Annotated in this window: 23 protein-coding genes and 1 riboswitch; of the genes, 11 read left to right on the top strand and 12 right to left on the bottom strand. The window is 40.9% G+C overall.

The window, feature by feature from the left end:
• Positions 1-58: 58 nt before the first annotated feature.
• Positions 59-844, bottom strand: coding sequence for a queuosine precursor transporter (locus tag AC1RRY_RS08370; protein WP_492816529.1), 786 nt, complete (start codon positions 842-844; stop codon positions 59-61).
• A 244-nt stretch (positions 845-1,088) separates the two neighbouring features.
• A complete protein-coding gene (locus AC1RRY_RS08365) occupies positions 1,089-1,964 on the bottom strand; it encodes a DUF2911 domain-containing protein (protein WP_492816531.1) in 876 nt (291 codons plus the stop codon).
• 65 nt (positions 1,965-2,029) lie between these two features.
• On the opposite strand from AC1RRY_RS08365, the gene AC1RRY_RS08360 reads away from it, so the two are divergent.
• Positions 2,030-2,572: an NUDIX hydrolase gene (locus tag AC1RRY_RS08360; RefSeq protein WP_492816533.1), complete on the top strand. Its 543-nt coding sequence runs from the start codon at positions 2,030-2,032 to the stop codon at positions 2,570-2,572.
• Positions 2,569-3,441 (top strand): glycosyltransferase family protein, encoded by an 873-nt coding sequence (locus tag AC1RRY_RS08355; protein ID WP_492816535.1) that lies wholly within the window; start codon positions 2,569-2,571, stop codon positions 3,439-3,441. The genes AC1RRY_RS08360 and AC1RRY_RS08355 overlap by 4 nt, the downstream gene beginning before the upstream one ends.
• A gap of 145 nt (positions 3,442-3,586) precedes the next feature.
• Here the strand turns inward: AC1RRY_RS08355 and AC1RRY_RS08350 are convergent, their stop codons facing one another.
• On the bottom strand, positions 3,587-5,221 hold the full coding sequence (locus tag AC1RRY_RS08350) for a S8 family serine peptidase (protein WP_492816537.1): 1,635 nt from the start codon (positions 5,219-5,221) through the stop codon (positions 3,587-3,589).
• Positions 5,222-5,376: 155 nt separating this feature from the next.
• Positions 5,377-6,480, bottom strand: coding sequence for a tRNA 2-thiouridine(34) synthase MnmA (gene mnmA / locus AC1RRY_RS08345; protein WP_492816539.1), 1,104 nt, complete (start codon positions 6,478-6,480; stop codon positions 5,377-5,379).
• 125 nt (positions 6,481-6,605) lie between these two features.
• Between mnmA and trpF the strand changes: the two genes are divergently transcribed.
• From trpF to AC1RRY_RS08320, 5 genes are all read left to right on the top strand, one after another.
• Positions 6,606-7,208 (top strand): phosphoribosylanthranilate isomerase, encoded by a 603-nt coding sequence (trpF, locus tag AC1RRY_RS08340; RefSeq protein ID WP_492816541.1) that lies wholly within the window; start codon positions 6,606-6,608, stop codon positions 7,206-7,208.
• 293 nt (positions 7,209-7,501) lie between these two features.
• A complete protein-coding gene (locus tag AC1RRY_RS08335; protein WP_492816543.1) occupies positions 7,502-7,723 on the top strand; it encodes a PspC domain-containing protein in 222 nt (73 codons plus the stop codon).
• A gap of 85 nt (positions 7,724-7,808) precedes the next feature.
• Positions 7,809-8,282, top strand: a complete 474-nt coding sequence (locus AC1RRY_RS08330) for a PspC domain-containing protein (protein ID WP_492816545.1) — start codon at positions 7,809-7,811, stop codon at positions 8,280-8,282.
• 105 nt (positions 8,283-8,387) lie between these two features.
• Entirely contained in the window at positions 8,388-9,395 is a 1,008-nt protein-coding gene (locus AC1RRY_RS08325) for a toast rack family protein (RefSeq protein ID WP_492816547.1), read from the top strand.
• 83 nt (positions 9,396-9,478) lie between these two features.
• Positions 9,479-10,669, top strand: a complete 1,191-nt coding sequence (locus AC1RRY_RS08320; RefSeq protein WP_492816549.1) for a lipoprotein N-acyltransferase Lnb domain-containing protein — start codon at positions 9,479-9,481, stop codon at positions 10,667-10,669.
• Positions 10,670-10,885: 216 nt separating this feature from the next.
• Here the strand turns inward: AC1RRY_RS08320 and AC1RRY_RS08315 are convergent, their stop codons facing one another.
• Positions 10,886-13,687: a M16 family metallopeptidase gene (locus AC1RRY_RS08315; RefSeq protein WP_492816551.1), complete on the bottom strand. Its 2,802-nt coding sequence runs from the start codon at positions 13,685-13,687 to the stop codon at positions 10,886-10,888.
• 411 nt (positions 13,688-14,098) lie between these two features.
• On the opposite strand from AC1RRY_RS08315, the gene AC1RRY_RS08310 reads away from it, so the two are divergent.
• Both AC1RRY_RS08310 and AC1RRY_RS08305 read left to right on the top strand, forming a co-directional pair.
• Entirely contained in the window at positions 14,099-14,701 is a 603-nt protein-coding gene (locus AC1RRY_RS08310) for a DUF502 domain-containing protein (protein ID WP_492816553.1), read from the top strand.
• 63 nt (positions 14,702-14,764) lie between these two features.
• Positions 14,765-15,352, top strand: a complete 588-nt coding sequence (locus AC1RRY_RS08305) for a hypothetical protein (RefSeq protein ID WP_492816554.1) — start codon at positions 14,765-14,767, stop codon at positions 15,350-15,352.
• 112 nt (positions 15,353-15,464) lie between these two features.
• Here the strand turns inward: AC1RRY_RS08305 and AC1RRY_RS08300 are convergent, their stop codons facing one another.
• The 7 genes from AC1RRY_RS08300 to AC1RRY_RS08270 form a co-directional block, all read right to left on the bottom strand.
• On the bottom strand, positions 15,465-16,493 hold the full coding sequence (locus tag AC1RRY_RS08300; RefSeq protein ID WP_492816556.1) for a homoserine O-acetyltransferase family protein: 1,029 nt from the start codon (positions 16,491-16,493) through the stop codon (positions 15,465-15,467).
• A 121-nt stretch (positions 16,494-16,614) separates the two neighbouring features.
• Positions 16,615-16,734, bottom strand: a riboswitch (SAM riboswitch).
• Between the two features lie 181 nt (positions 16,735-16,915).
• Entirely contained in the window at positions 16,916-17,668 is a 753-nt protein-coding gene (locus tag AC1RRY_RS08295; RefSeq protein ID WP_492816558.1) for an SDR family NAD(P)-dependent oxidoreductase, read from the bottom strand.
• A gap of 22 nt (positions 17,669-17,690) precedes the next feature.
• Entirely contained in the window at positions 17,691-18,809 is a 1,119-nt protein-coding gene (locus tag AC1RRY_RS08290) for a mechanosensitive ion channel family protein (RefSeq protein ID WP_492816559.1), read from the bottom strand.
• Between the two features lie 29 nt (positions 18,810-18,838).
• Entirely contained in the window at positions 18,839-19,831 is a 993-nt protein-coding gene (locus tag AC1RRY_RS08285; protein WP_492816561.1) for a YheT family hydrolase, read from the bottom strand.
• Between the two features lie 68 nt (positions 19,832-19,899).
• A complete protein-coding gene (corA, locus tag AC1RRY_RS08280; protein ID WP_492816563.1) occupies positions 19,900-20,844 on the bottom strand; it encodes a magnesium/cobalt transporter CorA in 945 nt (314 codons plus the stop codon).
• A 13-nt stretch (positions 20,845-20,857) separates the two neighbouring features.
• Positions 20,858-21,424 (bottom strand): phosphoribosylglycinamide formyltransferase, encoded by a 567-nt coding sequence (gene purN, locus AC1RRY_RS08275; protein WP_492816565.1) that lies wholly within the window; start codon positions 21,422-21,424, stop codon positions 20,858-20,860.
• 285 nt (positions 21,425-21,709) lie between these two features.
• Positions 21,710-22,225: a helix-hairpin-helix domain-containing protein gene (locus AC1RRY_RS08270; RefSeq protein WP_492816567.1), complete on the bottom strand. Its 516-nt coding sequence runs from the start codon at positions 22,223-22,225 to the stop codon at positions 21,710-21,712.
• A gap of 312 nt (positions 22,226-22,537) precedes the next feature.
• Here AC1RRY_RS08270 and AC1RRY_RS08265 point away from each other — a divergent pair, with 312 nt between their 5' ends.
• The gene (locus AC1RRY_RS08265) at positions 22,538-23,467 is read left to right on the top strand and encodes a homoserine kinase (protein WP_492816569.1); all 930 of its coding nucleotides are present in this window, start codon (positions 22,538-22,540) and stop codon (positions 23,465-23,467) included.
• A gap of 478 nt (positions 23,468-23,945) precedes the next feature.
• Complete coding sequence (gene rho, locus AC1RRY_RS08260; RefSeq protein WP_492816571.1) at positions 23,946-25,673, top strand: transcription termination factor Rho; 1,728 nt, start codon at positions 23,946-23,948, stop codon at positions 25,671-25,673.
• Positions 25,674-25,675: the final 2 nt, after the last annotated feature.

Raw genomic sequence — 25,675 nt, 5'->3', positions numbered from 1 at the left:
TCCGACAAAAACCACGGATTATCTATCCGTGATACGTTCCACGGAGTGGCACTCCGTGTTACATCGGCGTAAAAGTAGCTTCATCAATAATCTTGTGGGCATGTTCTTTGCCCAGATACTTATCAATCAGGTTATGCGCCAGATAAATCACAGGTGTCATCAACACTGCTACTACAAACTTATAGATATAGTTGTTTGTTCCCGTCGTAAATACTTCTGTTAAAGTCCAGTTATTAAATACATAAAAAGCAATAAACACTACTACAAAGCTATCTATTAACTGCGATACCAATGTTGATCCGGTGGCTCTCAGCCAAATCATTTTATTGTTGGTATACCTACGCAACCAATGAAACACCGTGGCGTCCAGAATCTGTCCCACTAAAAAGGCAATAATGGAACCCAGAATAATTCCTAAACCCTGACGAAAGATAATTTTGTAGGCATCGTTGATATTCAGTGAATTGCCCGAATAATCTTTATTGTTATGATTAACCCAGAAATCTGCAGGCATTACGATGGTTGAAATATAAATAACAATAAAAGCATAGGCAATAAGAATGGCTGTAAGGTACGATATCTTCCTTACTCCTTTTTTACCGAAATACTCATTGATGATATCAGACGTCACAAACACAAAAGGCCAGTTCAATACCCCTGCCGACATATTGAAATCGAATTTCTGACCAAAGAGCGGCAACTGCATCGGTGCAATACCCAACGTTTGCTCTACCGAAAAGATTTTTGAACCTATTATTTCAGCTACAATGGCATTGGTTAAAAAAATGCCGCATAAAATAATATACAACGTTTGTTTCTTGGAGGTAATTGATTCAGTTGCCATTTAGGGGTGTTATTAAATGAGTGATTGGTGAATTAGCGATTGAGTGATTAATACTTTCATTCTTTAAACACCCTTTCCTAATCTATTTTTGCTGATTTAATTCTAAAATTAGACTGAAAACTTTTTTCGTCAAATATCTGTGACATTTTTATTCGACATACCACCGTATTTTAATATCCGATAAATAGAAATCCCAAACAAACATAGTGCTTGCCTGGGATTTTTTATAGGTTCAAACCTGAAATCAGGCTTTCTTTTTCTTGGCAGGAACTGCCGGAGCAGGAACCGGGATTCTTGATTTCAAATCGCTGATTCCTTTCTCAATGCTGTCTTTGAAGAACGGATAAATACCATCTCCATCACCCAAAGTTTGTGCTTTCATGGCAAAGGTCAATGCTTCAGCAGGTTTACCTTGTTTGTCAAGAATCTGAGCTTTAACCCAGTTATTGCGGAAGTTCTCTTTCAAACTTAAAGACTTATCAACTAACGACAAAGCACCGGTTAGATCCATCCCTTTCTGTAACATATACTCAGCAGCTTGTTGGAACGCCCCTGCCGCATCACTGTTCTTCTGAGCAATGGCCGCCTCCATCGCTTTTACGTTGTCCACACCAATAGCTAATGATACTCTGGTTTTCTCCCATGATATATTCAGATTGGCTGCATCGTCTTTCACATCAGAGAAATCGATAGTGAACGATTCAACTGCCGGAACCGCCTGCGGTGTAGTAGTTACACGCAATACGTCATTCGACTGGCTGTAGCTTTGTTCACTTACATTCAGGTCTTTAGAGAAAATAACGGTCCAGTTGCTGGCACCCGGAATAGACATTACAGCATATTTACCCGCTTTCAGTGTTTGTCCTTGTACAGTAATATCTGCTGAGATTTCAATTCTCGTTGCAGAGTTGGCACCTGTGCGATACACTTTATCAAATGGAATCAGCTTGCCGAAAATCTCACGCCCTCTCATAGCGGGACGAGAATAATCCACAGAAATTTTTGTTGTACCAACCACCTGAGAAACAGTAGCAGCCGGGCTTGGAGCAGGCGCTACCTGAGCAAAAGTATAAGTTGCTGACAATAAACAACTTACTAAAAAAACTGTAATTTTTTTCATGTAATTGTGATGTTTCGTTGTTTTAATAAACTAATTTTCGTTGCAAATTAATAATAAATAGAGGTATGCACCGAAAAAAGTTGCTTGAATTACTAGATAATCATGTAGGGGTCGATAATAATGAAACCGCCATGACACAACAAATGATTGACTTCGTAAATACCTACGATAATTGCTTCGACAGAGAACTGCTCATTGGCCATGTAACTGGGTCAGCGTGGATTCTGGATCATTCCGGACAATTTGTATTACTTATGCACCATCGGAAACTGGACAAATGGTTTCAACCCGGCGGGCATTGTGACGGCGATAATGACGTGCTGCACGTTGCGCTAAAAGAAGCCGAAGAGGAAACCGGCGTAAGTGAAATTACAGTAGCCAGCAATGCCATTTTTGATGTTGATATACATCCTATACCCGAACGAAAAGATATTCCGGCACATTTGCACTATGATGTGCGCTTTTTATTCAGAGCTGATAAATCATTACCGTTATTGATAAACGAGGAGTCGAATGGTCTGGCCTGGGTGGAATTGGCAAAAGTAGAAGAACTGAACAATTCTGAATCAATGATGAGAATGGTCAGAAAAACCCTGATACCCGCATGAAAGTAACGGGTTTTACCATTGTGCGGAATGCACTCAAATATGACTATCCGGCGGTGGAGGCTATCACGTCTGTTTTGCCTTTGTGCGATGAATTCGTAGTGGCTGTCGGTCAATCAGAAGATGAAACGCTGGCACTCATTAAATCTATAAAGTCTGACAAAATACGGATTATTGAAACCATTTGGGATGAAACCCTGAAAACGGGCGGACGTGTACTGGCGGTTGAAACCGATAAAGCCATTGCTGCAATCAGTGACGACACCACCTGGGCATTTTATATTCAGTGTGATGAGGTAGTGCATGAAAAATATTACGATGCCATCAGGCATGCCATGATACAATATGCAGAAGATACATCTGTAGAGGGTTTACTATTCAAATATACTCATTTCTACGGTTCGTTTAATTACGTGGCCGATTCAAGAAAATGGTATAGAAACGAAATCAGGGTAATCAGACACACCAAAAACGTGATGTCTTATCGGGATGCCCAGGGATTCAGAAAATCTGATAACACCAAACTACGTGTAAAGCCTATAGATGCCTATATCAATCATTACGGTTGGGTAAGACCACCGAAAAAAATGGCCGAAAAAGTAAAGAACTTTCACGCGCTCTGGCACACCGCTGAAGAGATTGAGAAAATGCAACTGGCCGATACAGAGTTTGATTATTCAAAAATTGACTCACTAAGACTTTTTGAAGGAACGCACCCGAAAGTGATGCAGGAAAGGATTCTGCGAACCGACTGGAATTTCCAGTTTAATGTAGCTGAAAAAAGGTATTCGCTCAAGAACAGAATCCTACTTTTGATAGAAAACCTGACAGGCTGGAGAATCGGGGAGTATAAGAATTATGAGGTGATATGATTAAATGAGTGAATTAGCGATTGAGTGAATTAGTGATTATTTTAATTCTGCCTGAGATTTGTAATAAAAACTAATTGTCTTTTCAGGAAAATCATCTTAATCAGTTAAAACGGCACTTCATCATACGCACAGTTCAAGGCATAGTTTAATTTCTCGCCACCTTGGTTGAGAAATTCAGATTTTCGGCTGTTACCTTCAGAATATAATTGGTCTGCCAATAATTAGAAGGCAAAGTAATGTATTTCTGGTCAGTTGTTAAAGACCATACAATCTTACCAGTTAAGTCTACCAGCTTATATTCAAAATTCTGCCCGGCACCATCCTTTAATACCCAAACTTTAATGGCATTGGTTTGTTCATTAAACGGATTCGGGAACACGGCTACGTCTTTGCCCTGTTTTTTTACATTGGCAATCAATTGTTCCAGTTCAGCTAATTGATATGCCTTGTCAAAATCCGGGATTCCATACCCTACCCTGGTATCAGGTGATTCATACTGACTGGCTGACCGAATCAGGAAATCCCGTATCTGCATATTGGTAAACCCAGGGAAAGCCTGCCAGAAAGAAGCAGCAAAACCTGCCAGTAAAGGAGAAGCATAAGAAGTGCCATTTCCATTAGTAATTGTATTATTGGGAGTACCTATCAATGTACTTTGCCCCATAGCAGCTAAATCTGGTTTTACTCGCCCGTCACCCGATGGTCCATACGAACTGAATGACGCAACAGTACGTGTACCTGATACAGCTCCTACGGCAATTATCGAATCCGCATCGGCAGGCGTACCGATATATTTCCAGCTATCATTGCCCTCATTACCTGCAGATGCCACAACCAATATTCCAACCTGAGCAGCCCAATCTGCTGCTCTTGTGGCCAGCGCTTTATCACCGTTCAAATCGGCATACTTATAGTTTTGAGCCGGGTTATCAAAAGTAGTGTATCCCAATGACGTGTTAATTACATCTACACCAACGCTGTCGGCCATTTCGGCCGCGAAAAGCCAATTCGCTTCTTCGCGTTTGGTTTCAGAAGCAGCATCTTCAGTACGGAGCAGCAGGTAAGAAGCCTTGTAGGCAGTGCCTACAATTCTACCGTCTTCATAAGCCGCCATACACGACAAAACACTGGTGCCGTGTGTGTGGTCATTGTAAACGTTTTGCTCATTATTCACAAAATCAAAAGTACCTGCTACTCGTTTATCGGCAAACAAATCTTTGAAGAACCCCAACTTGTCAGCATTCAGAAAGCCCGAATCCAACACACCTATCAGCATTCCCTCTCCTCTGAAGCCCTTCTGATGCATCTTGTCCGCACCCAGCATAGCCAGCTGGGTTTGAGAAGGGCCGTTGTCGTAGGTATCGTCAGTAGCAAACTTGTTTCTGGGTGATGCAGACTCACTGAATTCATTCAACCGGGCATTTCTGATATCACCGGCACCTTCCAGTCCTTTTACAAAAGAAAGTTTCAGAATTTTATCTAATGTAATCTCATTGGTCTCAATCAATGCAGCATTTAGCCATCTTGATTTATACAATATCTTTGCTCCTGCCTTTGTCAGTTCGTTGAGGTAAGTAATATTCGGAGGCAGGTCGCGCTCTGTAACGGATATTTTCTGATTCGAACGCCTTTTAATGGAACGGTCGGAAAGAAATTCCTTAGGTCGGTTAACGGCATAGGTAGAATTGGCTTTGTCTTTAAACACCACCAGATACTGGTTTTGCGCAAAAACTTCCGCCTGTAAAATGAACCCTGCAATAACTAGTAAAATCTTATTCATAGCATATCCGTTAATTACCCCAAATATAATTACAGTAATATATATTTGTTAGGGGATTATAAAAAAAGTGTGTCCGCTTCTGAAAGTGACACACTTTTACATCTGAACTAATCTGAATAATCGGGTTATATCTCAAAGCCGCAGCTATTGGCAGGCTATTGTCTGAAACTTTTCAGAATCCAGCCTCCTCCTACTACATCATCACCTTCATAAAAAACGGCGGCCTGTCCTGGAGCAATACCATTCACAGGGCCATGAAACAAAACTTTCATTTTATCGCCTTCCTGTACAATCTCGGCAGGAGAACCTTCATGCTTATACCTCACTTTAGTTACCGTTTCAAGTGGGCGGTCAATCAGATTTTCGTATTTCTGCATTACCAGCTTACCCACCATCATGCCATCTCTATCCAGGTCTTTTTCATCGCCTAACACAACTTCGTTCGTATCTTTTCTGATCTCGGTTACAAATACAGGTTTACCCAAGGCAATGCCCAGACCTTTCCGCTGACCAATGGTATAGAAAGGATAACCCTCGTGTTTACCTACCACGCTGCCATCTTGCATTACAAAATTTCCTCCCTTCACACTTTCTTCTAATCCTTCTACACGGCGTTTCAGAAAACCCCGGTAATCATTATCCGGCACGAAACATATTTCGTACGACTCCGATTTATTAACCAGATCAAAGAAACCTCTTTCGGTAGCCATCTCTCTGATCTCCGTTTTTTTCAAATGTCCCAATGGCAGTTGGGTGCGCGACAGACTCTCCTGCGATACCCCCCACAGCACATAGCTTTGGTCTTTCCAGGTATCTACCCCTTTCGATATCACAAACCGGCTGTTTTCTTCCCTTATATTGGCATAGTGCCCTGTGGCAATATACTCGCAGTCCAGTTTATCGGCACGACGAAGCAGCGCATCCCACTTAATGTGCGTATTACAAAGCACACATGGGTTAGGCGTGCGTCCGGCCAGGTATTCACCAGTGAAATGGTCAATCACATAATCACCGAACTCATTTCTGATATCAAGAATATAATGAGGGAACCCCAGACTTACGGCAATATTGCGCGCATCGTTGATAGAATCAAGACTACAGCAACCTGTCTCTTTTTTTGTTCCGCCTGACGAGGCATAGTCCCAGGTTTTCATGGTCATGCCTATGACTTCGTATCCTTGCTCATGTAGAAGAACAGCCGCAAGAGAGCTGTCAATGCCGCCACTCATGGCGACCAGAATTCGTCCGTGTTTACTCATTTTTACAACCGTCGTAGATTCAAAGTCTACCGTTTAGTGAATTAATATGCAAAATTAGTCAACAGAATTTGATTCTGAATAGTTCTGAACTAATTTTGAAGCCTTATTTTAATATAATTTTCGGAATGGCACTTCAAACACTGGTAAAAGTAAGCAGTATCACTAATTTATCTGATGCACGTTATTGTGCAGGCATGGGAGTTGAAATGATTGGTTTTGTGATGGATAAATTTTCTGATGACTATATGCCACCCGAAAAAATGAAAGAGATTCAGTCGTGGGTGGCAGGGGTGCAGATTGTTGGAGAGACCGAATCGACCGATTATAATGAAATCGTATCTTTGTTGCAAAATTATGACATAGACATACTGCAAATTGCAGACCCGGGTCTGTTACCCAAAATAGCCGAAACCGGTAAACCTATTATATTGAAAGTAGAAGCCGAAAGTACCTACCTGGACGACTACCTTAAACTGTACAGTTCTTTTGTTAATTGTTTTCTGATAGAGGGTCAGGAATTGTCCGATTTTTTCCTTTATCGTCTGAAAGAGTATGCACGCGATTATCCCATCATTTTAGGATTCGGCATCAACGCCGACCAAATCCAACAACTTCTGCAAGATACGGCTATAAATGGCATCGCACTGAAAGGATCACACGAAATCCGTCCCGGCTATAAAGACTATGATGAACTGAGTGAGATTCTGGAAGTATTAGAGATTGATTAATCCGTATGGTTATTCCGCACTACTAAAAAAACAAAGCACTGATTAACAACAAAATAGCTTTTAATCATTACTTTTCCACCTATTTCTGATAAGGCATATAGAGCCAAAGCACAGGAAAAAACGCGAATGCGAGAAAATTGATTTGTAGAATCGTCAATCAATTTATCCCTTCGACATTGAAAATTTCCACTCATGTAGTTTGCTATACATAGTACCGTATTTAGCATATATCTTTGTTTCATCAATCACGAAGCAGTGGTTGAAAAGCTAAACAAATATAAACTATAAATAAAATGGAAAAGCGATTGTATAGAATCAAAAATAGCAAAATGTTAGGTGGTGTTGCCGCTGGTTTTGCAGAATATTTCAACATAGATGTAACATTGGTACGGGTATTGTTCGTGGTAGCTTTCTTTGCTCCAATTCCATCGGTAATCCCATACATCATTTTGTGGGCCATTATGCCTACTAAAGAATCAATCATGAGAGATAACAACATAGTTATCAATTCTTAAGCAACATCAGTTGCTTAATGTAGCAAACGAACTCAGATATTCTTAAAAGAGGCAGGTGAAATGCCTGCCTCAAAACAACAAAAAAATGGAAAAGAGACTTTATCGAATCAGACAAAATCAGAAACTCGGAGGAGTAGCACAAGGCTTAGCCGAATATTTCAATACAGACGTAACACTTATTCGTGTGGTTTTCGTACTATTGTTTTTCACTCCGTTTCCTTCAGCGCTTACTTATTTCATTTTATGGGTAGTACTGCCGGTGAAAGATTCTGTTGATTTTGTTGATCCTTCAAATACTGGAACTATTAATTCTGAAACCTCAAATTATACAACTATGAGCAGTCGCAATCAAAACAACAATTTGGTTGGAGGAGCAGTCCTCATTATCCTGGGAATCATCTTCTCTTTTAAAACTTTCTTTCATATTAACCTTTGGAGATACTTTGGTCAGATGTGGCCGCTCATCCTGGTTGGTTTAGGGGTATGGTTAATTCTCAGAGACCGCAAAGACGATAATTTTCCGAATTATCCTAAAAACGATACAGATATTAATCTTTAATAACCTTCATTTCCCTACCCTTTCTCGTTGCAGGTACACCCTAAAATGGGGAAGGGTTTTTATTATCCGAGCCGGTAATAACAGGGTTCCTAAACTTTTAAAACAATGGAACGAAAAAGCAGTAGTATTTTCTGGGGTGCCATACTCATTGTAATCGGCGTCTTGTTTCTCGGCACAAATCTTGACTGGTTCGATTTAAACTGGTCGTTTCGTCAGATTGCCCGCTTCTGGCCTCTTCTTCTGATTCTGGCCGGTGTCTTTGCCTTCCTTAATCGTCGTCGTACAGTTTATAATGCCACTTCGGCGCTGCTGATAGCCTTTGCTATACCGCTGGGTATTTTTACCTGTGTGGATGACGGCGTGAGCAACTGGAAAGATGAATTTGACAATGACTGGCACGTAACCATTGATGACGACGATGAGGATGACCATCATTATTCTCATAGTGATTCTTCGAAAAGCGATGGATACAAAAACTTTTATTCGGTACCAATGGGTGCTGATATCATGGAAGCCAAATTGAAACTGGCTGGCGGTGCAGCTGAATTCGATCTGGAAGACTCTCCTACCAATCTTTTTGAAGCGAGCACTAATTTGGGATACAAAAGTGGTTATACGCTCACCGAAGACTTACAGAATGGCGTAAAAACTATCGAATTTGAGCAAAAAGGCAAAAAAGGAAAAGGTTTCAACCTGCATTTTGACAGTGATAAAAACTTCAATAACGATGTAATCATTAAATTAAACAAAGCACCCGTATGGGATATCGAAATGGGTGTCGGTGCCGGTGAAGTTGATTTCGATTTCAGTGAATACAAAGTAAAAAGGCTTGGTCTGAACACAGGTGCTACCGATATTGACATAAAATTGGGTGACAAGGTTGATAATGTAGATGTAGATATCAATTCAGGTGTGACCAGTGTCAAAATAAGTGTTCCTGAAAGCGTGGGTTGCGAATTGCACATGGATGGCGCCCTGAATTCGAGAGAACTGGACGGGTTTCAGAAAGTTAAAAGTGGATTGTGGAGAACGCCCGGTTACGAAAACGCTACCAAGAAAATCAAAATTGATGCCGATGCGGGTCTGTCATCCATGAAGATTGTTCGTTATTAATTTGTATAACATCTTCAAAAAGCACACAGGTACTTGATACCTGTGTGCTTTTATTTTTATCTTTGCGTAAAACTCTATCCTGCATGAAAAGAACAACCCTTGTATTGATTTTTGTTTTTATTTCTGTTGTTTCAAGAGCACAAACCCTTTCTCCTTATGCTTCTGTCAGCCTGCTGACCATTGCTCCAGGTGATGCGCTTTACTCTACTTTCGGGCATAGCGGTATCAGAATAAAAGACCCTATGCATCGTTTAGATATTGTATATAACTACGGAGCATTTCAATTCAGTACCGAGGGATTCTACCTGAAATTTTTGCGAGGCACCCTACCCTACAAAATAAGTGTTGACTATTTCGATAACGAGATTTACGGATGGAGTTATGAGCGGCGTCTGGTAACCGAACAGGTACTTAATCTGTCAAGAGAGCAGAAACAGGCAACCTATGACTTTCTGGTGAAAAATTATCTACCCGAAAACCGTGAATATGCCTATAAATTCTTTTATGACAACTGCTCAAGCCGATTGAGAGATGTATTAAAAACTGTTTGCGGCGATAGTTTACGTATGCCTGAGAATGTACATAATGACAGTACCTACCGCCAATGGATTGATAAGTATGCACGCAAAAACGAAAAACTCTGGGCCGATTTCGGAATGGATTTAGCCATTGGCCAGCCTTCTGACCGACTAACCGGGGCAAGTGGTGCTATGTTTTTACCCGACAACCTGAAAGATGCATTCCAACATGCCAAAATTAAAAGATACGGAATTTGGGAACCGCTGGTAATAAGACAATATGATTTGAATCCTGAAATAGTGTATGGAATTACACCGGAAAAAGAAAAAGTAACGCCGAGTGCTTTGTTCTGGGGTTTGTTTGTTTTGGTGGGTCTGCTTACTTTTATTCAGCTTAAAAAAGACAACAGCAATTTTCTGTTCGATAAAGTATTCTTTAGCATTGCAGGCATTGTGGGTTGGATGATTATATTCTTGTGGTTCTTTACCAATCACGGTGTTACCGAATACAACCTTAACATTCTATGGGCGTATCCACTCCTGTTTCCGATAGCCTTGTTTCTCAAAAAAGACAGTTCTCGTCAGTGGTTATCGAAGCACTTTATGGCTTATGGTATTATTCAGATATTATTACTGGTAAGTTGGGCGTTTCTGCCGCAAGAAATTAATTACTCGCTGATTCCGGTTGTGTTGGTTCTGGCCACGCGTGCCTTTTTTGTATGGTGGCGGTTGCGGAATAAACTAACCTCGTTTTAAATAAACCGCCAATAAATTGGCGGGCTACTTTAACAAAGGTCTACTTGCATTGATACAACCGATTAAAATCGGTCGATAAATAACCCCTCATCCCAACCCTTCTCCCCAACAGTGGGGAGAAGGGCTTTTTGTTGACATCCCCTCCGTTGGGGAGATGTCGCGTAGAAACCAAACCTGATGTTATCTTCTTTAATAGATTTTCGTACTTTCACTCTCTTACTTCTTCTCAGGCAGCAAAACGAATCGGGCGAAATTTTCACCACAAAACTGGTTAGCAGCCTTTTTTACGCTTTCCACACTTAATTTGTCAATCAGTTCTTTACTATATCGGTTGATATAATTCAGGTCTTCACCATTAAAATACTGATCTATTATATAAGAATTCCAGAAACCATTTTCTTTCACCTGCAACTCAACCGAGCGTTTTTCTTCTGCTTTTACTTTCTCAATATCCACAGCCTCGGGGCCTTTGGTTTTAATCTTCTGAATCTCATCCAGCGAGATTCTAATCAGTTTCTCGACATTTGCAGGAGAACACCCGAACGAAATGGTAAGGTTATAAGTAGGTGTTGGTAGTTTCTCGTAAGATGCCCCGATACTAGGTGCATACACCCCCGCCGCCTCTTCGCGAAGTTGTTCTATCAGTTTAATTTCAAGTACCTCAGCCAATGCATCGAGGTTCATTTGCGACTCTTCCGTATAGTCAAATACGCCGTTAAACTGAAGGTTTACCGATGCCTTGTCTTCCAATCCTTTATATACCGTTTTCTCAACTTTACCTTTTACTTTATCAATATGTAAATCCTTATACGATTCCACACGCCTGGTGGAAGGCAAGCCACCGATATATTTCTCAAGTAATGGTTTTATTTTCTCCACCTCAAAGTTGCCCACAAATACAAAAGTAAAATCGCTCACATCACTGAACCGTTCTTTGTAGATGTTATAAGCACGGTCAATACTCATTTTGTCGATATCCTCTGGCTTTACCGGTAATCGGCGGAAGTTATTCTGATACAAAATGGTAGTTATTGAATCACCGAACACTTTTTCGGGCGTGAGCGTTTTAAGCGAATTGGCAATGAGTTCTTTCTGATTTTTCAGAAAGCTTTTCACCACTTCATCATCTCTTCTTGGCTGCGCCACATAAGCATACATCAATTGCAAAGCCGTTTCAAGGTCTTGTGGAGTAGTGCTTCCGCCAACACCCTCGTTGAGTTCATTGATATAGGTGTAAACGTTTACCAGTTTACCGGCCAGAAACTTATCAAGTTGAGTATCAGACATCTTACCTGCGCCACTCTGCAACACTACAGTTGAGGCCAAATCGGCAGAGAAATAGTCGGCATCGCTGTAAAGCGATGTTCCGCCTTTACTTATACCCGAAAACAGAATCTGGTCATTTTTGAATGTAGTAGGTTTCAATGCTACTTTAACACCATTACCGAAAGTGAGTTCAGTAACTCCAATTTCATCTATTTTTTTCTCAGAAACTACTTTCGTACCCGTCGGAATTGTCTCCAATATTGTTTTCGCCACAACCTCATCTTCATAAGGTTTCAAATCAGGATTTTTCGTATTAATCAATTCCAGCATTCTGGCTTCTGACGGCAGTTTGTCCTTATCGCGTTCAGACCCAATTATTACACCCAAGCGATTATCGTCTCTGATAACTTTGGCTATGAGCGCGTTTAAATCTGCCTTAGTAATGCCTTCAAGGTACTTTTTCACAAATTCATATCTGAAATCGGTGCTTACAATGGCTGCACCTGACAGATAATTCATTACCATGCCGTTCACAAAAAATGCCGACTTGGTTTTGTCTTTTTCTTTATAGCCTTTTTCTATGACCGTCCATGTCTCTTTTTTAGCACGTTCCATTTCGCCTTCGGTAAAACCGAAACGCCTGATTCGCTCGTGCTCATCCATCACAGCTCGAATGGCGGCTTCCATACCATCTGCATTTTTTGGTACAGTTACCACCTGAAACACATCCAGCCCGGCAATAAAAGGAGCATAGCCCATAATTGCGAAAACAAAAGGTGAATTAGGTTTTTTGGCGGTTTCCTGCAAACGGGTGTTAATCATCTGATTGAACAACATGTCTACAAAACTATCCCGGTAGTCGGCCTGGGTAATAAGTTTCTTTCTTGGAAACCGTGTGAGCATCTGAAAAGCCGATTGCGGCATTTCTTTGTCAACAATCAGTGCCGTTTGTGTGCCTTTGGCAGGTGCAACTTCATACCTTATACGCTTCGGCCCATTTGCATTGGCCTGAATATTACTGAATTTATCTTTAATGAGTTTTTCTACCTGTGCTGCATCAAAATCGCCAACGGCCACTACAGCCATTAAATCGGGCCGATACCAGTCTTTGTAGAACTTAACAATCTCTTCAGGTTTAAACGAAGTCAAAACGTCAACTTTCCCTATCGGAATACGCTCGGCGTATCTTGAGTGATTCAGAAGCAGAGGCATCAATTGTTGCTGTATTCGCCCTTGTGCATTTTTCAGCCTGGCTCTTTCTTCTTCCAGCACAATGCCTCTTTCCTTGTTTATTTCGGCAGTATCCAAGGTAGCGTAATGCGACCAGTCAGCCAATATCTGGAAAGCCCGCTCAAATAATCTGGCCGAATCGGTAGGAACCTGTAACTGATAAATGGTTTCATCAAAACTGGTAGAGGCATTGAGATCAGCACCGAATTTCATACCCGACTTTTGCAGGAAATCAACCAACTGATTCTTAGGAAACTCTTTGGTACCATTAAAATTCATATGTTCCATAAAATGCGCTAATCCCCGTTGCTGGTCAGTTTCAAGAATAGAACCGGCATTCACAACCAGGCGTAGTTCCATCCGGTTTTTGGGTTCAGCATTTTTCATGATATAATATTTCAAACCGTTTTTAAGGGTTCCGGTTTTCACAGCAGGGTCATTGGGAATCGGGGTGTTCAGGTTCTGGGCAAATGATTGAACAGCCAACAGCAAGAACAGCAACAGATGTTTGGTTTTTCTCATAAATGATAGTTTTAAAACCCGGTTAATGATTGATGAACACATTGAAAAATATAACGCTAAAAAAATGGAATTCTTCTGTATAATTGCCTACAAGGGTAATGTTTTTTATCGGTGACGCAAAATCCTTCAGAAACAGACAGAAAGCTTATCTTTTCATCAGGAATATTCATTAACCGATTCCCTTATTCTGTATGACCGGATACACGTTTGCAGGATACTGTTTAGCGCTGAATCATTTCCTGCCCGAGCATTATTTTCATGATTCTGCACCCTGATTTTGCCGTATTTTTTACCAGTTATTTGTTTCGTCTGCAAATTGAATCATATTTAAGTTTTTTAAAACTTTTAATTTCACAATAGCGTTTCAATAAGTAGCTACGTCTTAAACTTATTACTGATAATACCTTTTTTATGTCTGGCAGAAAATTCCTGGGTCGCTTGTTTTCTTATTTCATTCGTGGATTACTCTTTGTAGCGCCACTGGGCTTTACTTTCTTTATTTTATTGGGTGCCTTTGATTTTGTAGATAACATTATCCGGATCAGAATTCCTACAGCCAATCCCAACGAAGACCTTTTTATCCCGGGCCTGGGTTCCTTAATTATTATTGTCGGAACCATGTTCATTGGCTTTATTTTTTCTGTGTTGCTGCCGCAGACACTACAGAACATCCTGGAAAACGCCATAAGCCACTTGCCCTTAGTCAGAATATTCTACTTTGCATTCAAAGACCTGATATCAGCTTTTGTAGGCGACAAACGCAAATTCAATCAGGGAGCTATCGTGCTCATTAATAAAGATGCCCGGATTTATAAAATTGGCTTTATTACACAAAATGATTTGAGTAGTCTGGGCGTTAGTGACTTAGTGGCCGTGTATTTTCCGCATAGCTATGCTTTTTCAGGGAATCTCGTACTGGTACCTAAAGAAAACGTGCAGATGCTGGATCTGCCAAGTGCCGAAATAATGAAACTGATTGTTTCCGGAGGGGTATCTATCAATGAAAAGATATAAAAATGATCCTGATTAATCAGAAGATTTATAACCTTATTACGTTTCGCCTATTCAACTAATCTCATGACACAAGCAAAATATTTCTTTCTGCTCCTGTTCCTTTGCCTAACCTCAATAGCTTTTGCGCAGGATATCCATCAGCGGGAAGCAAAATCAGTAGAAGAATTGCTGTATAAAAAAGACCCGACCAAAGCCCGTAGCATGTTTTCGAAAGACAAGTATCTGGTATTGGAAAAAGTACGAAGCGGCAAGCGAACGAAGTTTTATAAAGGAGATGTGTTCAGATTTAAGACAAAAGATGACATCCACTATGAAGACGATTTGTTCGATATCACCGATTCATCTTTTGTAATCACAACGTTTAATGAAGTGATGAACCGCTATGAATACGTGGAAGTGAAGCTGAGCGATGTGAAGACCATTTACAAATACCCTAAAAAACAGATCCATTTTGGTATTGCCAATTTCTCTCCTTTCGCCTATATATTAATCGAATGGGCAGCCTGGAATGTAAATCCTGTTACCAATCCAAAGCTTGCCCTTGCTGCCGGTCTCACGGCTGCGTCTCCGCTTTTTACAGTTTTGCAGAATGGCTTACGAAGCAAAAAACTAACCGGAAACTATCGGTTGAGAGTATTTCAGAGTTTTTAAACTATCTTAAACTTTGATTAAACTGATTGTATGATTTCGCTGATTCAACTGTAGAGTCAATGAGAAAATCAGTTAAAATGATACGTCATCTCACAATTCGACAATCACTAAATTACTTCAGAATTAAATCTCTCTTCCAGTTCCTGATGGTATCAGTCATGGCCTCAAATTCTATCAGAAAGCCGTCATGTCCGTAAAGAGACTCTATGAGTGTATATTGCGAGTCTGGTATGTGCTGTGCTATAAAAGCCTGTTCTTCGGGTGGGAACAGCACGTCAGACGAAATACCTATTACAAGTGTTTTAGATTTAATAGTAGTGAGCACCTCATCTACCTTGCCTCTGCCCCGGCCTACATCATGAGAATCAAACATCTTTGAGAGTGTCCAATAAGAAAAGGCGTTGAAGCGTTTTCCCAGTTTTTCTCCCTGATAATTCTGGTAAGTATTGGCTCTGAAGAAATCAATCTGCCCCTCATCTCTTGATTGTGTGCGGTTGTAGGTAGCATAATTACGATAAGACAACAGCGCAATAGAGCGCGCCACTTTCATACCGGTCATGCCGGCTTTCGGGCTGCGTTCTGTCCAGGTAGGGTCGGCAGCAATAGCCATCCTCTGCGACTCGTTGAAGGCGATACCCCAGGGAGAATGAATAGCATTGGTTGAAAACAAAATGAGGTTTTCAATCAGGTCAGGCTGCATAATTGCCCATTCAATGGCTTGCTGGCCACCCAACGAACCACCCAATACTGTATTGATTTTATAAATACCCAGATGCTGGCGCAACAGGTCTAAAGACCTGACTACATCGCGAATGGTGATAAACGGAAAATCATGATAATAGGGCTCACCGGTAATAGGATTTTTAGTGAGCGCGTTGGTAGAGCCGTAGTGAGACCCCAGCACATTGGCACAAACAATAAAATGATCGGTAGGATTATACAATCGTTTTTCTCCTATCAATCCATTCCACCAGTCGGTTGGGTTAGCATTACCTGTAAAAGCATGGCACACCCATATCACGTTGTCCATGGCGGCGTTTAGTTTCCCAAAGGTGGTATAAGCCAGTTGAAACTCAGGCAGCCATTGGCCCGACTCTAATTTAAATGGTTCTTCGTAGCGAAATATCTGTTGGTTTTCCATTTTTTGCGTATACAAAATCTTCATTCTGACTTCTGCAAGGCAGAAAATCAGCATACATAAAACGCTTACCTTTCGGTAATACGGCAAACAAAACCAATTTTAAAACGAATTGTCTATGATTGGTTTATAAGCCCGAATGGTCTTGTGAACCTTTCGGTAGGTTTTGGCACCTTATCGCAAGTAGCGGGACAGGTTGCCCGAGATTCTCAGAGCCTATTCTCTCCTCTCGTCTGTATAAATCAATCCATCAGCTACAAGTGAGTATCTATTTGAATTGATGGTGCAAATATGGAACTTGAATTGTTAGAAAACAAGATTTTGAATTCCTTTTTTACCTCAGTATCACAAATGCCGGCCAAATCGAAACATTTGGACGGCATTTGATTATACTCTGAGGCACTATTGAAGTATTATAATAACCCTTATTTACGGTATATCACGGTTGGTGCAGCTTGTGCTTTGGCATATAACACGATGTCGGCAATGGTTACTCTGGCGGGCGTATTAACAGCATAAAGAATCGCATCGGCCACATCTTCCGGTTGTATAGGTTCAAAACCCTCATATACTTTTTCTGCCCTATCTTTATCACCTTTGAATCTTACCAACGAGAACTCGGTCTCCACTGCCCCTGGTGCAATATTGGTTATTTTAATACCATGCTGTGTTAAATCAAAACGCATACCTTCACTTAGCGCTTCAACTGCTGCCTTTGACGCACAATAAACGGCTCCGTTCGCATACGTATACTTACCGGCCACAGAACTTAGATTCACGATATGTCCTGACTGCCGCTCAACCATACCCGTAATAACGGCTTTAGAAACATACAGAAGTCCCTGCACGTTACCATCAATCATGGCGTCCCAGTCGTCTGTGTTTCCATCCTGAATCGGCGACAATCCATGTGCATTGCCTGCATTATTAACCAGAATATCAATTTCCTTCCATTCTTCCGTCAATGAATTAATTGCGTTGAAGACCTCAACCTTATTGCTGACATCAAATTTCAAAGTGGTTACGTTCACCTTCTTCGATAAATACTCCTGCAGACTATCCAAACGCTCCTGCCGACGTCCACAAATAATTAAGTCTATTCCGCTATCTGCAAAAGCAATAGCCGTGGCTTTGCCTATGCCTGAAGTTGCGCCGGTGATCAATGCTATACGAGCCATATCTGAAATTTTGTGTGCTTAATTAATAGTCGTTGTCAATATTTTTATCATCACCCATATTCATCAGTGTGGTGGTGGGTACGGCCAGTTCAACCTGATTTTTCCCCAGTATATTCATAATGACCAGGTTTATTTCCTGACGTATGCTTTTACTTTCCCAATAGTCAGCTGTAGCAGCCATAAAAACAACCATAATATTGATTGAATACTCACCAATGGCATCTAGTTTTACGTGTGCTCCCGTATTTATAGACTCGTGGTTATCTAACTGGGTCTGTACTTCCTCCATCACTTTTTTAACCTGTTGAATTGAGGTTTCTATTTTCAATCTTATAAAAAACTTGTGCCTGCGTTCTGCACGCTGAGAAATATTGTTGAGCGACTGCGACACCAGCATCTGATTGGGCACTACAACCAGACTACCATCTACGTGCCTGATACGTGTACTTCTGAACCCTACCTTTTCAATCTTGCCAATCATGCTACCGAGTTCTATGTCGTCGCCTACTATAAATGGTTGTTCGGTGAATAGTGTAAATGAGGCAAAAAGATTTTGCAAGGTTGCCTGCGCTGCTAAAGCCAAAGCCACCCCACCAATACCCAAACCGGTAATGAGGCTCACCACATCTTGCTTGAATACAAAACCAAGCAGCAGGAAAAAAGAAACAAAGGATACAACAACAATAATGATATCTCTAAAAAACGGCACCAGTTGTGCATCTTTTTTAGAATCGCTTTCTTCGGCCCTTTTCAGATATACCAGCGCGAAAAACCGAACCAGGCGTATCAGAAGCCAGGTGACTGCTATCACAAAAAGGGTATCCAGAACCCGGTCGATGAAGTCAGACACACGTACTTTGCCCAGAGGAAGAATGCGCCACTTGCGCGGAAAAACGATTTCATTAAGGGTCGAATAAATAATAAATAAGGTCAGTAGAAACTCAACAGGACTCCGTATCAGTTCGACGAATTGCGCCACCGGAACATGCTTGGTTTCTCTTTTCATGATTCTATATACCAGCTTACTGACATAAACCGATAAAATTCTTTTAAAAAGGAAACCTACCAGCAGAATCCCGAGAAACCACAACCAGTTTTCGACTGTATTATAAAAGAAAGTCGTTTTTAGCATTTTATCCATTACCAATACAATTTATAAACCGACAGATTCTATACCAGACTATCGATATCGTTCTTCACAAAATCAAGCACTCTTCGTTCAACCCAGGTTTCGCTGCTATCGGGTAACATAAAGCCTACATGCCCACCGAAATGCAATAGTTGCAAAAATAAATGTGGATTATCAGAGGCATCGCCTAAATCAAGGCATTCAGGTGACAGAAACGGGTCATTCTGTGCCTGAATTATTAATGTCGGGCGATCAATATTTTTCAGAAACGGCTTAGCGCCCGCTTTTTTATAGAAATCGTGCGCGTCTTTAAAACCATAGAGCTTGGCAGTATAACGATTATCGAACTGTTCAAAGTTCTTTATTTTCTCATATCCTTCATGATTCAATAATACATTACCCGGATGCTGCACCGCTTTCTGTTTAATTTTCTTACCGAGTTTACTGATGAATCGTTTCATATAAAACTGTCGGCCGGGTTTATACAATTCATATACCGAAGTAAACAAATCGAGCGGAACAGAAACAGCCACTCCCAATTTCACTTGTGGCGGCACTTTGGCGGGGTCATCCCCCAATAACCGCAAAGTCATACTCCCCCCCATGCTGAAACCCACCAGTAATACCTCTTCATATTTGTATTTCTGAATGGCATATTCTACTACAAATCTGATGTCGTCTACATCGCCATGATGATAAAACCTTGGCAGACGGTTCATTTCACCGCTACAGCTTCTGCAATTCCACCCAAGCCCGTCATACCCGTTGTCGTTGAATTTCTTAATCATACCTGTTACATAATGGCGTGTGGAATCTCCCTCCAGCCCATGGGTAACAATAATCAGTTTTTTGCCCGGCTTTGTATCGGCAAAAGACCAGTCGAGGTCAAGAAAGTCACTGTCTTCCAGTTCAACCCGCTCTCTCTGATAGTGCACGGGTATTTTTCTGAAAATACTCGGATAAATGGTTTGGATGTGAGCATTGAATTGCCATCTGGGAGGACGATACTCGGTATTGACTGGTAAAACTGGCATAACTCTGCACAATTAATTTGTTAAGCACTTAAACTGGCCTGAAAGCTATGTGGAACGCACAACAGGCATTATATCCATTTTTTCTTCTTGAAAAAGAAAAGAAAAGTCATTGATGAACAGAGCATCAGTATGATAGCAATCCAGAATCCGTACGGATGGTTGGACGACGGAATAACCTGATAGTTCATTCCGAAAATACCTGCAATGAGCGTTGGTGGTAAAAACACAATAGTAACAACCGTAAAAATCTTGATGATTTCGTTTTGCTCAAGATTGATAAGACCCATGAAGGTATCCTGCAAATATTCTAAACGCTCAAAATTAAAAGTAGTGTATTCAAGTAGTGAAGTAATATCTTTTAACACAATACGTAACCGTTCTTTTCGGTCATCGGGGAAATACGAACTTCTTAAAATCTGCGAAAGTACTCTTTGCTTATCAATGATACTTTCACGGATGAGCATGGTGTTTTCCTGAAGGTTGTTTATTTTCAGCAGGGAATCCTGTTTGGGTTTCTTTTCCAGGCTGAGTGCCTTGCTTATGTTTTTTACCTCTTTGGTCATGTTCTCAAGCATATCGGCATCTGCTTCTATGCGGGTCTCAAGCAAAAGCAGAAGTATATCCACCCCGTCTTTGAAAACCTCTTCACCCAATTTTATCTTTTTTACGGTATCTGCAAAAGTTCTGGAATCACCCTGCCGGTAGGTAAACAAGACATTCTCACGGATCATGAACGACACCGGATAAAAATGATAACCGTCATGATCTGCTTTCAAAAAATTGGAGTTGGCATTAATCGTATTATTCTGCTCAAAGTACCGGGCGCTGCTTTCAATCTCAACAATCTCCTGCGGTGTCTGAAAACTGATATCGCACTTGGTTTCAATCCACTCTTCTTCCTCTTGCGATGCCGACTGCAGATCGACCCACATCAGGTTTTTGAGATGCCCCAGTTCACGTACATCTGTTTCCTTCCTGACCTGTTTACCCTCTTTGAAAAAAATACGTACCATGCGTCAAAGATTTTTAACCCAGAATTAGCTTTTCTACTATTTCCGGGAAATGTTTGTGTTCCAGCACCTGCACCTTAGCGGCAATATCTTCTGGAGAGTCTGATTCTGACACTTCACATTTTGCCTGAAAAACAACTTCGCCTTCGTCATAATTTTCGTTCACAAAGTGAATCGTAATACCCGACTCAGTATCTTTATTGGCATGCACGGCTTCATGCACAAAATGCCCCCACATGCCTTTCCCTCCATATTTTGGCAATAGCGCCGGATGAATATTGATAATCTTATTAGGATACGCCTTAATAAGGTTAGCGGGAATCAACCAAAGGAAACCGGCCAGAATCACCCAGTCAATCTCCTGTTTTTTCAATATGTCTACTATCTTATCAGTTTTGGCAAAAGATTTTTTGTCGAAAATCAGAACCGGCACTCCTAGCCTGCGACCTCTCTCTATTACACCTGCCTGAGGGTTATTGGTCAATATCAAATCAACCTGAACCGAGGCATTGTTCTCAAAATAACTGATAATTCTTTCAGCATTACTCCCCGAACCCGAGGCTAAAATGGCAATACGTATCATTGTTCAATAATAATATCTGACAAACCAGAATATTGTTTAACCCATAAATGCTTATTAAAAAAAAGCTTCAGGTTGTGTATACTTACAGAGTGCGAATCACGGAATTTTTTTTTAAAGTTTTAAACTTTAGTTCACAAAAAAGCACGGTTGCAGGCATATTACACAAGTGGGTTTTAAGTTAAACACGCGTTGAGAATATAATTTCATTTCTACCGCCATACAGAAAATAAAAGTCTCCTTCACCTATTAAGATGAAGGAGACTCGAGATGCTTACTTTATATATGTTACAGTCTTCCTTTATAGAGCTCATCCTGCCATTTTTTCAGTTCGTCCCATCTGCCGTCGCGTGCCATGGCCGACTGGTCAGCCCAGGTAGTAGGGTCATGAATCTGGAAACGGCTCCCCGCTTTATCTAGTATTTCTTTCATTCTTGCAACAGGAGTATCTGCCATTTCGGCAAAGGTATAAATACCTGCTTTATTGAACAATTCTTCTATTTTTGGTCCGATTCCTTCTACAATTTTCAGGTCGTCTTTAGCCGGTGGAGGTACTGCAGCAGCGGCACCCTGGCCAGCTACTCCTGTATTGGTTGCAGTATCAACAGAAACCGATATTCTTGTTTTACGGCACGCATCTAACTCACCTTCCAGAAATTTTATTCTATTTTGCAGTTCTGAGGATTTATATTTCCATTTGCTGAGATTCCGATTCAGCCACCACCAGAGTAGGCCTAGCGTTAAAAGCCAGAAAAATACTATTCCCAAGGCGTAATCAGCAAACAGACCGCTTATATCTTCCATGGTTCCAATTTCATTTAATAGTCCTGAGTGTTAGTTTTTTGGTTAGTTATAGTTTTTATTAACAGTTATTATCAGTGCCGGGATAAATAATCGCTCCTACAAAATATAATACTATTTTTCCTTTTCGAACGGGAAAAGTAGTAAAAAGTAACCTAACTGCAATCATCTCTGAGGTTTTTCTTTACAAAATTACCAGAAAGCAAACTTTAGACCCCAAAATTTGACACTTAGTGCAAGGCTATCATAAAATTATTTCTAAAAATGCTCCAAAAAAACTAATTTTGATGCAAACCTATTTACCGCTTTTTTTTGATGGAATCTATTAAAGTTTTTGCCCCTGCTACTGTTGCCAACGTTGCCTGCGGTTTTGATATTTTTGGCTTTGCAGTAGATGCCCCGGGCGACGAAGTTATCGTAACCAAACGTAATGACTCGCAAATTGTTATCACAAAAATAAGCGGCGACAACGGAAAACTCACCTACGATGCTCATAAAAATGCAGTTACGGTTCCGATTATTACCTTCCTCAATCAGCAGGGTATTAGTCAGGGATTCGATATAGAGCTTCATAAAAAAATGCCATTGGGCAGTGGGCTTGGCAGTAGTTCGGCCAGTTCGGTAGCGGGTGTATTTGCAGTAAATGCGATGCTGGACAAACCTGTACCCGTTAAATCGTTATTACCCTACTCAATGGAAGGCGAACGTATAGCCTGCGGGTCAGCGCATGCCGACAATGTTGCTCCGGCGTTGATGGGTGGTTTCGTGGTTATCAGAAGCTACAGCCCTCTTGATTTTTTCAACGTATCTACACCGGCAGAACTCTATGTAACCATAGTACATCCGGATATTGAAGTCAATACCAAAGATGCCCGTTACATTTTAAGAAACGAGGTTTCGATGAAAAACACAATAGCCCAGATGGGCAATGTAGCAGGCATGATTGCCGGACTGATTCAGTCTGACTACGACCTTATTGCCCGCTCGATGGTTGATTTTATCATAGAACCGGTACGTTCAATACTGATTCCGGAGTTTTGGGAAGTAAAACATGCCGCTATTGAAGCCGGAGCACTAGGTTGTAGTATATCTGGTGCTGGGCCTTCCATATTTGCGTTCAGCAAGGGTAAAGAAACGGCAGACAGGGTATCAATGGCCATGAAAACGGCTTTCCAGAAGGCCAGCATCCATTGTAATGCCTATGTTTCAGGCATTAATCAGCAGGGACCTAAAATAATTGGCTGAAAATTGAGCATTCATGAACTTTAATTAGTTATTTTACTGTTACCCCAATGTCCGCTGATAAATAAGTAATATTTTGATTTGCTGCTGCCTGGTCTGATACCGGACAAATGAAAATTAATATGAAAAAGTTTTGACTAATCAAAATAAAAGTCTTATAATTGCACTCAAATCTAAGTAAAACTTCAATAGGCTTTCTGAATTAAGAAATCACCCTCTTTGAATCAATCTGAATTTCTGAAATTACAATTCATTTTTTTGCTTGCTAATTTGGGAATTTCCCCGACTAAAAGTGAATTATATTACTAAGTAAAAATTATAGAAATCTCCAGTTAAAGTAAAATACTTACATTCACCAAAAGTGCTCAAATACTGCTTGTAATTTGCTTTGAACTGTTCACAAACTTGTAATGTCTTTTCTTATTTTCAGCACCGATCATAGTCTCTAACCATCGCAAAATAGTATAGTTGATTCTCACGTATGTATACATCAGAAGAACTGAATCTGAAACTTCTATCAGAGTTAAGAAAAATTTGTATTGAAACGGGCATTAAAGATGTCCGCAATGCCTCAAAGCCAGAGCTAATTGAAAAGATTTTGGAACACCAATCCAATAAACTCACTTTTAATTTGCCAAAAGAAGTAGCTGAAGCTGGTGTTATCGCCAACTTTGAAGAGCCCCTGTTTAATGACAACAAATTGTCTAAGGGCCGCGCAAGGATAAGTAAACCAGGAGATAATAAACCTGCCGAAGTCAATAATCTGTTTAAAGAACCGCAAAAGAAAGTAGGTGCCAAGAAAACTTTTGAAAAGCCGGCTCCTTCCGATATTTTTGAGGAAGCTCAGCCTGTTCAGGCTAATGACGATTTCCCCGCGCATCCGGATACCATTTTAGAACCGGATATGGAACCTATATTGAATTTAGAAGAAGCAGAAGATTTTGACCTTGCTCAAATCGATGCAGAAATGAGTGAATATGAGGGTCTTACAGACGACATAGTGCCTGATTCCGAGCCTAAAGAAGACAAACGATTTGTTGACGATTACACCAAGGTTATCAAGAAGCAATTCAACAATCTTATCAAGGAATTTGACGGCCTGATTGAAAACGAGGGTGTGCTCGAAATAATGCAGGAAGGTGGTTATGGTTTCCTTCGTTCGGCAGATTACAACTATCTGGCCAGCCCGGATGATATCTACGTATCACCCTCTCAAATTAAGCTTTTTGGTCTAAAAACCGGTGATACAGTTAAGGGAGCCATTCGCCCGCCCAAAGAAGGTGAGAAATATTTTGCGCTTCTGAAAGTACTATCAGTAAACGGTAAAACCACTGAGGAAATCCGTGACCGTATTCCGTTTGAATACCTTACCCCTTTGTTTCCGGATGAACATATTAAGCTAAGCAGCAAGCCGGACGTTTACTCAACCCGTGTGCTTGATTTGTTTGCACCTATCGGTAAAGGCCAGCGTGGTATGATCGTAGCACAGCCTAAAACAGGTAAAACTGTATTGCTGAAAGAAATTGCCAATGCGATTACACGTAATCATCCCGAAATATACCTGATTATATTACTGATTGACGAACGCCCTGAAGAGGTAACCGATATGCAACGCAGTGTGCGTGCCGAAGTAATCTCTTCAACTTTTGATGAAACCGCAGACCGACACGTGAAAGTATCGGGATTGGTTCTTGAAAAAGCCAAGCGTCTGGTAGAGTGCGGCCATGATGTTGTCATATTACTTGACTCCATTACCCGTCTGGCCCGTGCGTATAACACGGTTATTCCGTCATCAGGTAAAATCCTTTCCGGTGGTGTTGATGCCAATGCATTACACAAACCTAAGCGTTTCTTTGGTGCAGCTCGTAATGTGGAAAACGGCGGCTCGCTCACAATCATTGCCACTGCTTTGATTGATACAGGTTCAAAAATGGATGAGGTAATCTTTGAAGAGTTTAAAGGTACAGGTAACATGGAGTTGCAGCTTGACCGTAAGCTATCTAACAAGCGTGTGTATCCGGCTATTGATATTCTGGCCTCAGGTACCCGTCGTGAAGACCTGCTGATGGACAAAGAAACCCTTCAGAAAGTATGGTTGCTGCGTAAGTATATGGCAGATATGAACCCGATGGAAACAATGGAGTTCCTACTCGACAAAATGAAAGGAACCCGTAATAACGAAGAGTTTTTAATGACAATGAACCGATAGAA

It is taken from the genome of Emticicia sp. GW821-FHT11C11 (assembly GCF_058808615.1).
Note: the sequence above shows the minus strand (reverse complement) of the source record. Positions and strands in the feature narration are given on the sequence as shown.

Coding starts and splice junctions, on each gene's coding strand:
- AC1RRY_RS08370 (WP_492816529.1), bottom strand. CDS start 844: ATGGCAACTGAATCAATTACCTCCAAGAAACAAACGTTGTATATTATT.
- AC1RRY_RS08365 (WP_492816531.1), bottom strand. CDS start 1,964: ATGAAAAAAATTACAGTTTTTTTAGTAAGTTGTTTATTGTCAGCAACT.
- AC1RRY_RS08360 (WP_492816533.1), top strand. CDS start 2,030: ATGCACCGAAAAAAGTTGCTTGAATTACTAGATAATCATGTAGGGGTC.
- AC1RRY_RS08355 (WP_492816535.1), top strand. CDS start 2,569: ATGAAAGTAACGGGTTTTACCATTGTGCGGAATGCACTCAAATATGAC.
- AC1RRY_RS08350 (WP_492816537.1), bottom strand. CDS start 5,221: ATGAATAAGATTTTACTAGTTATTGCAGGGTTCATTTTACAGGCGGAA.
- mnmA (WP_492816539.1), bottom strand. CDS start 6,480: ATGAGTAAACACGGACGAATTCTGGTCGCCATGAGTGGCGGCATTGAC.
- trpF (WP_492816541.1), top strand. CDS start 6,606: ATGGCACTTCAAACACTGGTAAAAGTAAGCAGTATCACTAATTTATCT.
- AC1RRY_RS08335 (WP_492816543.1), top strand. CDS start 7,502: ATGGAAAAGCGATTGTATAGAATCAAAAATAGCAAAATGTTAGGTGGT.
- AC1RRY_RS08330 (WP_492816545.1), top strand. CDS start 7,809: ATGGAAAAGAGACTTTATCGAATCAGACAAAATCAGAAACTCGGAGGA.
- AC1RRY_RS08325 (WP_492816547.1), top strand. CDS start 8,388: ATGGAACGAAAAAGCAGTAGTATTTTCTGGGGTGCCATACTCATTGTA.
- AC1RRY_RS08320 (WP_492816549.1), top strand. CDS start 9,479: ATGAAAAGAACAACCCTTGTATTGATTTTTGTTTTTATTTCTGTTGTT.
- AC1RRY_RS08315 (WP_492816551.1), bottom strand. CDS start 13,687: ATGAGAAAAACCAAACATCTGTTGCTGTTCTTGCTGTTGGCTGTTCAA.
- AC1RRY_RS08310 (WP_492816553.1), top strand. CDS start 14,099: ATGTCTGGCAGAAAATTCCTGGGTCGCTTGTTTTCTTATTTCATTCGT.
- AC1RRY_RS08305 (WP_492816554.1), top strand. CDS start 14,765: ATGACACAAGCAAAATATTTCTTTCTGCTCCTGTTCCTTTGCCTAACC.
- AC1RRY_RS08300 (WP_492816556.1), bottom strand. CDS start 16,493: ATGGAAAACCAACAGATATTTCGCTACGAAGAACCATTTAAATTAGAG.
- AC1RRY_RS08295 (WP_492816558.1), bottom strand. CDS start 17,668: ATGGCTCGTATAGCATTGATCACCGGCGCAACTTCAGGCATAGGCAAA.
- AC1RRY_RS08290 (WP_492816559.1), bottom strand. CDS start 18,809: ATGGATAAAATGCTAAAAACGACTTTCTTTTATAATACAGTCGAAAAC.
- AC1RRY_RS08285 (WP_492816561.1), bottom strand. CDS start 19,831: ATGCCAGTTTTACCAGTCAATACCGAGTATCGTCCTCCCAGATGGCAA.
- corA (WP_492816563.1), bottom strand. CDS start 20,844: ATGGTACGTATTTTTTTCAAAGAGGGTAAACAGGTCAGGAAGGAAACA.
- purN (WP_492816565.1), bottom strand. CDS start 21,424: ATGATACGTATTGCCATTTTAGCCTCGGGTTCGGGGAGTAATGCTGAA.
- AC1RRY_RS08270 (WP_492816567.1), bottom strand. CDS start 22,225: ATGGAAGATATAAGCGGTCTGTTTGCTGATTACGCCTTGGGAATAGTA.
- AC1RRY_RS08265 (WP_492816569.1), top strand. CDS start 22,538: ATGGAATCTATTAAAGTTTTTGCCCCTGCTACTGTTGCCAACGTTGCC.
- rho (WP_492816571.1), top strand. CDS start 23,946: ATGTATACATCAGAAGAACTGAATCTGAAACTTCTATCAGAGTTAAGA.